11 protein-coding genes are annotated in these 9,363 nt (G+C 76.8%); 5 read left to right on the forward strand and 6 right to left on the reverse strand.

What is annotated here, in order from left to right:
* Positions 1 to 26: 26 nt before the first annotated feature.
* Genes ACK586_RS21225 through ACK586_RS21235 form a run of 3 tightly spaced genes read right to left on the reverse strand, consistent with a single transcriptional unit; the run spans position 27 to position 2,208 of the window.
* Positions 27 to 578 (reverse strand): DUF3090 family protein, encoded by a 552-nt coding sequence (locus tag ACK586_RS21225; protein WP_409332498.1) that lies wholly within the window; start codon positions 576 to 578, stop codon positions 27 to 29.
* Positions 579 to 618: 40 nt separating this feature from the next.
* On the reverse strand, positions 619 to 1,323 hold the full coding sequence (locus ACK586_RS21230) for a histidine phosphatase family protein (RefSeq protein WP_409332499.1): 705 nt from the start codon (positions 1,321 to 1,323) through the stop codon (positions 619 to 621).
* Between the two features lie 33 nt (positions 1,324 to 1,356).
* The gene (locus tag ACK586_RS21235; RefSeq protein ID WP_409332500.1) at positions 1,357 to 2,208 is read right to left on the reverse strand and encodes an undecaprenyl-diphosphate phosphatase; all 852 of its coding nucleotides are present in this window, start codon (positions 2,206 to 2,208) and stop codon (positions 1,357 to 1,359) included.
* A gap of 178 nt (positions 2,209 to 2,386) precedes the next feature.
* On the opposite strand from ACK586_RS21235, the gene ACK586_RS21240 reads away from it, so the two are divergent.
* Complete coding sequence (locus tag ACK586_RS21240; protein WP_409332501.1) at positions 2,387 to 3,358, forward strand: aldo/keto reductase; 972 nt, start codon at positions 2,387 to 2,389, stop codon at positions 3,356 to 3,358.
* Positions 3,355 to 5,310: an AAA family ATPase gene (locus tag ACK586_RS21245; protein ID WP_409332502.1), complete on the forward strand. Its 1,956-nt coding sequence runs from the start codon at positions 3,355 to 3,357 to the stop codon at positions 5,308 to 5,310. The genes ACK586_RS21240 and ACK586_RS21245 overlap by 4 nt, the downstream gene beginning before the upstream one ends.
* Before the next feature lies 1 nt (position 5,311).
* On the opposite strand, the gene ACK586_RS21250 is transcribed toward ACK586_RS21245, so the two are convergent.
* From ACK586_RS21250 to ACK586_RS21260, 3 genes are all read right to left on the reverse strand, one after another.
* On the reverse strand, positions 5,312 to 6,094 hold the full coding sequence (locus ACK586_RS21250) for a DUF2470 domain-containing protein (protein WP_409332503.1): 783 nt from the start codon (positions 6,092 to 6,094) through the stop codon (positions 5,312 to 5,314).
* A gap of 64 nt (positions 6,095 to 6,158) precedes the next feature.
* Positions 6,159 to 6,641 (reverse strand): hypothetical protein, encoded by a 483-nt coding sequence (locus ACK586_RS21255; protein ID WP_409332504.1) that lies wholly within the window; start codon positions 6,639 to 6,641, stop codon positions 6,159 to 6,161.
* Between the two features lie 85 nt (positions 6,642 to 6,726).
* Positions 6,727 to 6,993, reverse strand: coding sequence for a hypothetical protein (locus tag ACK586_RS21260; RefSeq protein WP_409332505.1), 267 nt, complete (start codon positions 6,991 to 6,993; stop codon positions 6,727 to 6,729).
* 116 nt (positions 6,994 to 7,109) lie between these two features.
* On the opposite strand from ACK586_RS21260, the gene ACK586_RS21265 reads away from it, so the two are divergent.
* The 3 genes from ACK586_RS21265 (at position 7,110) to ACK586_RS21275 (ending at position 9,268) form a co-directional block, all read left to right on the forward strand.
* Positions 7,110 to 7,313 (forward strand): DUF5703 family protein, encoded by a 204-nt coding sequence (locus ACK586_RS21265; RefSeq protein WP_409332506.1) that lies wholly within the window; start codon positions 7,110 to 7,112, stop codon positions 7,311 to 7,313.
* An 81-nt stretch (positions 7,314 to 7,394) separates the two neighbouring features.
* Positions 7,395 to 7,985, forward strand: coding sequence for a TetR/AcrR family transcriptional regulator (locus tag ACK586_RS21270; RefSeq protein WP_409332507.1), 591 nt, complete (start codon positions 7,395 to 7,397; stop codon positions 7,983 to 7,985).
* 11 nt (positions 7,986 to 7,996) lie between these two features.
* The gene (locus ACK586_RS21275) at positions 7,997 to 9,268 is read left to right on the forward strand and encodes a glycosyltransferase (protein ID WP_409332508.1); all 1,272 of its coding nucleotides are present in this window, start codon (positions 7,997 to 7,999) and stop codon (positions 9,266 to 9,268) included.
* Positions 9,269 to 9,363: the final 95 nt, after the last annotated feature.

Consider the following 9,363-nt stretch of genomic DNA (forward strand, 5'->3'; position numbering starts at 1 on the left):
CCCCGGGCGTGGAGGTCGGCGCCGGCTCAGCGCCGGTAGCCGTTCTGCCGGGGGCAGACGTGCCCGGTCGGGTCCAGCGGCAGCGAGCACAGCGGGCAGGCGGGCCGGCCGGCGGCGACCACCCGCCGGGCGCGCGCCACGAACGCCCGCGCCGCGCCGGGACCGATGGTCACCCGCAGCGCGTCGGGCCCCTCGTCGCTGTCGGAGAGGATGGCGTCCTCGTCGATCGGCTCCTCGCCGGCGGCGACGGCCTCGACGACGACGGCCTGGGCGTCGGCGTCCCACGCCAGGCCCATCGCGGCGACGCGGAACTCCTCGTCGACCGGCGGCGTGAGCGGCTCCAGGTCGTCGACGTCGGCGTCGGGCGGGACGGCGGCCCCCGGTCGGGAGGCGACCTCGTCGAGCAGCTCGGCCATGCGGTCGGCCAGCACCTGCACCTGGCTCTTCTCCAGCGCGACGCTCACCACCCGCCCGGCGTCGTCGGAGGCCTGCAGGTAGAAGGTGCGGTCGCCGGGCTGGCCGACCGTCCCCGCGACGAACCGGGACGGGCGTTCGAAGAGGTGGACCTGGCGCGGCACGCTGCCAGGTTACGCGGGCCCGGTGACGAGCCGCCGCAGGTCAGACGGGAGCACCCGCCCCGCCGCCGACGACCGCGTCGGAGCCGGCCCTGCGGCGGCGCCGTCCCTTCCTGGGCGGCGGCGGGACCAGGGCGCCCACGTCGCCGCCGGTGTCGTTGAGCCGCAGGACGAACGGACGGGTCTCGGTGTAGCTGACGACCGAGATGGACGCCGGGTCGACGACGATCCGCTGGAACTGGTCCAGGTGCAGGCCGAGGGCGTCGGCGAGCACGGCCTTGATGACGTCGCCGTGCGAGCAGGCCAGCCAGACCGCGTCGGGGCCGAGCCGGGCGTTCCACTCGCGGACGGCGGCGACCGCGCGCGCCTGCGTCCCGGCCAGCCCCTCGCCCTCCGGCCCGGGGAAGACGGCGGCCGAGGGGTGGGCCTGGACCACCTTCCACAGCGGCTCCTTGACCAGCTCCTTGAGCGGGCGGCCGGTCCAGTCGCCGTAGCGGGCCTCGCCGAGCCGGTCGTCGGTCCGCAGCTCCAGGTCGCGGCCGGCGAGGACGGCCGCGGCGGTGGCCTGGCAGCGCTCCAGCGGGCTGCTGACCACCGCGGCGAGCGGCACCGGCGCCAGCCGCTGACCGATCGCGGCCACCTGCGCCTGCCCGGTCTCGTCGAGCTGAACGCCCGGGGTCCAGCCGGCGAGGACGCCGCCGGTGTTGGCCGTCGTCCGGCCGTGCCGCAGCAGGATGACGGTGGTCACGGCGCCGAGCCTAGGCGCTGGTCAGCGGCCGGGTCAGGGCACCGTCTCCGGCGGCAGCGGGTCCAGGACCCCGGCGCCGACCAGCGCCAGCAGCGCCAGCCCGAGGACGACGCGGTAGACGACGAACGGCGTGAAGCTGCCGCGGTCGAGGTAGCGCAGCAGCCAGGCGATGACGACGTAGCCGACGGCGAAGGAGACGGCCGTCGCGAGCACCGTCGGCCCCCACGCGATCGGCCTCCCCTGCGTCTGCCCGCTCAGCGCCTCGTAGGCCTGGAAGCCGCCCGAGCCGAGGACGGCCGGGATGGCCAGCAGGAAGGAGTACCGCGCGGCCGCCGACCGGGTGAACCCGAGGAACAGCCCGGCGGTGATCGTGCCGCCGGAGCGGGAGACGCCGGGCACCAGCGCCATGGCCTGCGCCAGCCCGAAGGTCAGCCCCGAGCGCACGGTCAGGTCGCTGAGCTCGCGCCGCTTGCGGCCCACGCGATCGGCCCAGTAGAGGACCAGCGAGAAGGCCACGAGGGAGATCGCGACGATCCGCAGGTCGCGCAGCGTCGTCTCGATGTCGTCCTGGAACAGCAGGCCGAGGACGACGATCGGGATGCTGCCGACGATGATCAGCCAGCCCATCCGGGCGTCGGGATCGCCGCGCAGCTCGCGGTCGAACAGCGCCCGCACCCACTGCCGGACGATCCGCCAGATGTCGGTGCGGAAGTAGAGCAGCACGGCGAGCTCGGTGCCGATCTGGATGATCGCGGTGAACGCCGCCCCCGGGTCGTCCCAGCCGAAGGCCTCCCCCACCACGCGCAGGTGCGCGCTGGAGGAGACCGGGATGAACTCGGTGAGCCCCTGCACCAGCCCCAGGACGAAGGCCTCGAACCAGCCCACCGCGCCTCAGCCCTCCGCCGTCGGGGGCGCCGGGGAACGGTCTGCGCGCTCGGGCGACTGCATGGGCACGGGGTCCCACCCTAGGCGGCCGGTCCCGGGCGGCCCGCCCGGCACGCCGTCCCCAGCGGGCCCGCGCGCCCCGGCCCCGCGTCCGGTGCCGCCGGTAGGTTGGCACCTCGTGGAACAACGGGCGCTGGGGCGCAGCGGCCTGGTCGTCTCCCGGCTGGCGCTGGGCACCATGACCTGGGGCCGGGACACCGACGAGGACGAGGCCGCGATGCAGCTCACGGCCTTCGTCGACGCCGGTGGCACGCTCGTGGACACCGCGGACGTCTACTGCGACGGCGAGAGCGAGCGCACCCTGGGCCGGCTGCTGTCCGACGTCGTCCCGCGCTCGGAGGTCCTGGTCGCCACCAAGGCCGTGGGCCGCACCGGGCCCGGGCCGATGGGCCGCGGGGCCTCGCGGGGGCACCTGCTGGCCGCGCTCGACGCCTCGCTGGACCGGCTGGGCCTGGACCACGTCGACCTGTGGCAGCTGCACGCCTGGGACGAGCACGCCCCGATCGAGGAGACGCTGGCCGCCTGCGACACCGCGGTCGCCTCCGGCCGCACCCGCTACGTCGGCATCAGCAACTTCACCGGCTGGCAGACCGCCCAGGCCGCCACCTGGCAGCGGGCGTGGCCGGGCCGGGTGCCGCTGGTCAGCACCCAGGTCGAGTACTCGCTGCTGCAGCGCGGGGTCGAGCGCGAGGTGGTGCCGGCCGCGGAGGCCCTGGGCCTCGGCGTGCTGGCCTGGTCGCCGCTGGGCCGCGGCCTGCTCACCGGCAAGTACCGGCACAGCACCCCGACCGAGTCCCGTGGGGCGTCGCCGCAGTGGCAGGGCTTCATCGACCAGCTGCGCTCCCCCGACGCCGACCGGATCGTCGAGGCCGTCATCACCGCCGCCGAGGGCCTGGGCACCTCCCCGCTGGCCGTCGCCCTGGCGTGGGTGCGCGACCGGCCCGGGGTCGTCGCGCCCGTCGTCGGCGCGCGCACCGCCGCCCAGCTGCAGGCGTCCCTCGACGCCGAGGGCGTGCGCCTGCCGGCCGCCATCCGGACGGCGCTGGAGGACGTCTCCGCGCCGCACTTCGCCTATCCGGAGCGCCGGTGAGCACGCCCGTCCCCGACGACCGGGTCTTCGCCGCGTTCTGCGCCGCCGGGCTGTGGCCGGGGCTGGGCAAGCGGGCGGCGGCCGAGCTGCCCGCGGCCGGCATCACCACCGCCGACGACGTGACCGCGGCCAGGCTGCTCAAGCTCCCGCGGGTGGGCAAGCAGCGCGCCGAGCGGCTGTTCTCCGGCTTCCTGTCCGCGGCGCCGACCTACGACGTGGTCGCGCTGCTGGTCGGCGCCGGGCTGGACGCGAAGCTGGCCGCCGGTGCCGCCGACGCGCTGGGACCGGACGCGTCCCGGCGGCTGCGCGACGACCCGTGGGCGCTGCTCGGGCTGACCGGCGTGGGGCTGGGCGACGCCGACCGGCTGGCCATCGCGCTGCTGCCCGGCGCCGACCGGCAGGACACCCGCCGCGGCCGGGCGATCGTGGCCCTCACCCTGCGGACGGCGACCCGGGACGGGCACACCGTGCTGCCGGTCGACCTCGTGGTGGCGGCGCTGCGCGCGGAGGGTGTTACGGACCCCGCGGCGGCGGTCGTCGCCGCGGTGGACTCCGGCGAGGTGCTGGAGCACGACCCGCCGGAGCCGGAATGGGACGAGGAGGCGGACGAGGAGCCGCCCGAGCCCGACCCCTCGCTGCGGATGCTGTCGCTGGCCCGCTACGGCATGGCGGAGGAGGCCGTGGCCGAGAACGTCGCCCGGCTGGTGGCCACCGCGGAGCGGATCGCCGACCCGGCCGCCGTCCGCTCGGTGGCCAAGGGGCTGGACGAGGCGCAGAAGAAGGCCGTCGCGGCCGTGCTGGGGGCCGGCGTCTCGCTGCTGACCGGCGGCCCGGGCACCGGCAAGAGCCGCACCGTGGCCGCCGTCGTGAAGCTGCTCGCGGCCAAGGGCAGCGAGGTGGCGCTGGCCGCGCCGACCGGGCGGGCGGCCAAGCGGCTGGAGGAGCTCACCGACCACCCGGCGGTCACGGTGCACCGGCTGCTGGGCGCGCAGGGCACGACCGGGGGGTTCGCCCGCAACGAGGAGTGGCCGCTCGATGCCGACGTCGTCGTGGTCGACGAGGCCTCGATGCTCGACGTCGAGCTCACCGCGGCGCTGCTCGAGGCCTGCCCGGACGGCACGCACCTGGTGCTGGTCGGCGACCCGGCGCAGCTGCCCTCGATCGGGCCCGGCCACGTGCTCGGCGACCTGATCGACTCCGGCGCCGTCCCGGTGACCGAGCTGACCACGCTGTACCGGCAGGCCGAGGGCGGGGCGATCGCGCGGCTGGCCAACGCGGTGCGCGCCGGCGAGCTGCCGCCGGTCGACTCCCCCGACCGGGAGGTGGTCGTCGTCCCGGCGACGGGCAGCGCCGAGGCCGCCCGCCGCGTCGTCCAGCTGGTCACCGACTCCATCCCGCGGGCGCTGCGGATCGATCCGGCAACGGTGCAGGTCGTGACGCCGGTGCACCGCGGGCCGGCCGGCACCATCGAGCTGAATAAGGCGCTCAAGGAGAAGCTGAACCCGGGCGAGGGCACGGTGTGGGGCTTCGACGTGGGCGACCGGGTGGTGGCCACCGCCAACCACCTGGATCTCGAGCCGATCGGCTTCGCCAACGGCGAGACCGGCGTGGTCACCGGCACCGGGGACGGGTCGCTGGACGTGGCCTTCGCCTCCGGGCCGGTCACCGTGCCGACGAACGCGCTGGGCGACCTCCGGCACGGCTGGGCGATCACCGTGCACCGCGCGCAGGGCTCGGAGTGGCCCGGCGTCGTCGTCGTGCTGCCGCCGGAGGCCGGCGGGATGCTGTCGCGGCCCCTGGTCTACACCGCGCTGACCCGCGCGCAGTCGCACCTGTCGATCGTGCACGCGTCGGGCGCGGCGCTGGCGCGGGCGGTGCGGGAGGTCGACGTGCGGCCCCGCCGCACGCGGCTGGCCCGGCTGCTCGCCGAGACCCTCGACGAGCAGCCGTAGGTCAGCCCGCGGTCCGGAGCAGGTGCTGGGTGGCGGTGTGCAACTGCCCGGCGCAGGTGAGCGGCCGCGGGAAGGGCACCCGGACGTCGGTGTGGCCGCCGGCGGGGTGCTCGACGCGCAGCCGGTAGCCGAACCGGTCCAGGGCGAGCGGGCGGACGACGTCGTCCCCGGCGGCCGTTCCCCCCGGGAGCAGCCGGCCCAGCGCGGCGAGCACCTCGGGGTGGCAGCGGTCGACGTGGGTGAGCATCCGGGTCTCGACCGGCAGGAGCGGGTCGGGCCGGGCGGCGGCGAACTCCCCGGGGCTCACCTCGGTGCAGCGCTCGCCCTCGCGCAGCACGACCTCGGCCAGGTCCAGCCGCAGCAGGGTGACGCCGGAGCCGACGTCGAGCAGGTCGCCGACGGGGCGGACGTCGGCGAACGCCAGCGCGGCGGCCCGCAGGTCGTGCGGCGGCACCGGGGTGAGCCAGCCCGACAGCCACAGCCGGGCGCGGACCGGGTCGCGCAGCGGCACCGGCGCGCGGTCGCAGACCATGAGCAGCGCGCTCACGTCCCTGCCGGGGCCGGCCTCGACGGCGGCGGCGGTCTCGCCGTCGGACCGCACGAGCAGCAGCAGCCGGCCGTCGGCGGTGACTGCGTGCGCCAGCGGCCGGGCCGGCTCGCGGCCGGCCACGCACAGCGCGGCCGCGGTGCGGGCGGCGGCCGTGCGGGCCCGCTCGGCGGGGGCGGCGGGCGAGTCCGCGGCGGCCGGGGCGGCGGCCGGTCCGGAGCCGGTCGAGCTGCTCATGGTCCCCTCCGAGGCGATCGAGTTAGGGAAGCCTAACCACATGACCGCTCCCGGGGGAACCCCGTCAGATGTTGGCGGCGACCGCCCGGCTGAGGTTGCGGCGCAGCACCCGGGGCAGCGCGGCCAGGTTGAGCAGCAGCCCGAGCGACAGGACGGCGACCAGCCAGAAGCCGGCGCCGGCGCCCCCGTCGGCGATCGCGAGGACGACGGCGAGCACCAGCGCCGCGCCGCCCAGCACCGTCATGCCGACCGCGATGCCCCGGCGGCGCGGGTGCGCGCGCTCCTGCTCGTCGACCGACCGCAGGACCGTGCGGGCCCAGTCGACGACCGCGGGCCGCAGCCGCTCCTCCTCGGCGCGCCGGCCGCGGGCCATCGCCCGCTGGACCGCCAGCGAGTCCCCGGCCTGCAGCCCGTGCCGTTCGAGCAGCCCGGCCGGCGCCTCGGTGCCGACGGTCGCCCAGAACCGTCGCCCTCCGACGGCGAAGCCCACCAGGGGCGCGAGGACGGCGACGACCAGCGAGACCACGATCCACACGGACGGCAGCATGCCTGCTCGGCGCCGCGGTCCGGGCGGCACGACACCCGGTCGGGTGCGACGGGCCGGGCGTGCCGGACGGCTCCGGCGGCTGCGGTCAGGTGGTGCGCTCGTCCTCGTCCAGGGGGACCTCGGCCTCCTGCTCGAGCACGTCGGCGTCGTCGGCCTCCCGGTAGCCCAGGGCGGTGGGCCGGCCGGACTCGCCCGGGCGCGCGGCCAGCTGCTGCTCCAGCGCGTCGGCCTCCGGGACGTCACCCGCCGGCGGGGTCGCGGCCGCGGCGGTCGCCGGGGCCGGCGGCTCGAGCAGGGCGTCCTGCTCGGCGCGGTCGGCGTCGTTCGCGCCGTCGGTACCGGGCTCGGTCACGTGTCCTCCTCGGTCGTGCGGGCTGGTCCCGTCCATCCTGCCGCCGCCCCCGGGGCCCGGCTCGGCGGGTGTCCGGTGGGTGACGGTCCGGCGAACGGCGTGGCACCATCGGCCGGGTGGAGGCGGCCGGGGACTACGAGTTCGCGCCGCTGCGGATCCCGCCGGGCACGTCCCGGTCCGCAGCGGCGACCATGCTGAGCCTGCAGGCGGACACCGGCGGCTGGGAGCTGGCCCGGTTGCAGCTGCACGCCGATGGCACGCGCAAGGCCATCCTGCGCCGCCGCGCCCGGCTGTCCTACCTCCCCGGCCCGCACATCTGAGCCGCACCGAGGGCACAACAGGCTTGGGTCAAACTCAAATTGTCGCTTGACCTCGACCCAAATGCCGATCACGATGCCGGTGTGACTGCGACCACACCCGCGAGTTCGACGACACGGGCCGGGGCTGCCGAGCGCACGCGGGCCCGGATCCTCGCCGTCGCCCGCGACCGCTTCGTCGACCTGCCCTACGACGAGGTGCGGCTCGCCGAGGTCGCGGCCACGGCCGGGGTCACCCAGCAGACGCTGCTCAACCACTTCACCTCCAAGGAGGGCCTGCTGGTGGCCCTCGTCGACCAGCTGCGCCCCGAGGTCGAGGCGCTGCGCGGCCCCGTGCCCCCCGGGGACGTCGTGGCCGCCGTCCGGGGAATCGTCCGGCAGTACGAGGCCCTGGGCGACGCCAACGTCCGCATGCAGGCGGCCGCCGAGCGGATCCCGGCCCTGGCCGAGGGGGTGCGCCGGGCCCGTGCCCTGCACACCGCGTGGCTCGAGTCGACCTTCGCCGGGCAGCTGCCGGCCGGAGCCCGGGCCCGCCGCCGCGCCGTGGCCGCTCTCTACGCCGCCACCGACGTCGGCACCTGGAAGCTGCTGCGCCGCGACCTCGGCCACTCACGGACCGAGACCACGGCCGTCCTGACGTCCCTGGTCCGGGCCGCACTGGCCCCCACCTCCTGAGGAGGAACCCCGTGAACGTCCTGGTGGCACTGTGGGACGGCGGCGGCACCGTTCCGGCCGAGGTCGGCGTGGTGCGCCGGCTCCGCGCCCGCGGGCATGCCGTCACGGTGCTCGCAGACCCGACCCTGGAGCGCGACGTCGCGGCGACCGGCGCCGCCTTCGTCGCCTGGCGTGAGGCGCCCCACCGGCGCAGTGCGGGCGAGCGCGACCTGATCGACGACACGGAGTGCCGGACCCCGCCGCAGGTGCTGCACCGGATCCTCGACCGGCTGGTGGCCGGTCCGGCCGGCGCCTTCGCCGCCGAGGTCCGCGAGCAGCTGGCCGCCCGGCCCACCGACGTCGTGGTGGCCAGCGGCGTCCTGCTCGGCGCCCTCCTGGGTGCCGAGTCCCGCGGCGTGCCCGCGGTCGCGCTGTGCTCCAACATCTACAACAGGCCCGCGCCGGGACTCCCGCCCTTCGGCTCCGGCCTGCCGCCGGCCCGCGGTCCCCTGGGGCGCGTCCGCGACCGCGCGCTGTCCGCGGTCGCCGGCCGGCTGTGGGATCGCGGGCTCCCCGCGCTGAACGCCGCACGCAGGGACCTGGGCCTGGACCCGCTCCCGGAGCTGTGGGGGCAGTGGGACCGCGCGGCGCGGGTGCTCGTCCTCACCTCACCGGCGTTCGACCTGCCCGCGCAGCTGCCCGGCAACGTCCGTTACGTCGGCCCGGTGCTCGACGACCCGGCGTGGGCCGAAGCCGTCGCGCCCCCGGCCGGACCCGAGCCGCTGGTCGTGGCCGGTCTGTCCAGCACCTACCAGCGCCAGGGCGACCTGCTGCGCCGCATCGTCGCCGCACTGTCGCGCCTGCCGGTGCGGGCGGTCGTCCCCACGGGGCCGATGGTCGACCCCGCGGACCTACCGGGCACCGACCGCATCGCCGTCGTCCGGGCAGCCTCCCACGCGCGTCTGTTCGCGCAGGCCGACGCCGTGATCACGCACGCCGGTCACGGCACTCTCATGAAGGCACTGGCCGCCGGCGTCCCGACGCTGTGCCTGCCGATGGGGCGCGACCAGGGGGACAACGTGGTCCGCGCGCGCAGGCACGGTGCGGTGCTGAGCCTGCGGCCTTCTGCGAGCCCGGACCGGATCGCGACCGCCGTCCAGCGGTTGCTCGGTGATGCCGCGCTGAAGCAGGCAGCGGAGACGCTCGGCGCACGGATCCGTGCCGACGCCGCGAGCCCGGCGCTGGTTGACGAGATCGAGCGGGCGACAGGCCACGGCGCCGCCCACCGGGTCGCGCCGGCCTGACCGGAAAATAGTCACCCGCACTGGAACTCGACGGACGCGCTGCAGCGGACCTCGGCGGCAGTCGGCGAGGTCGGCTGGAGTGTGGGGTCAGGCGG

The sequence above is a fragment of the Trujillonella humicola genome (genome assembly GCF_046233715.1).
GTDB classification, from domain to species: domain Bacteria; phylum Actinomycetota; class Actinomycetes; order Mycobacteriales; family Geodermatophilaceae; genus Trujillonella; species Trujillonella humicola.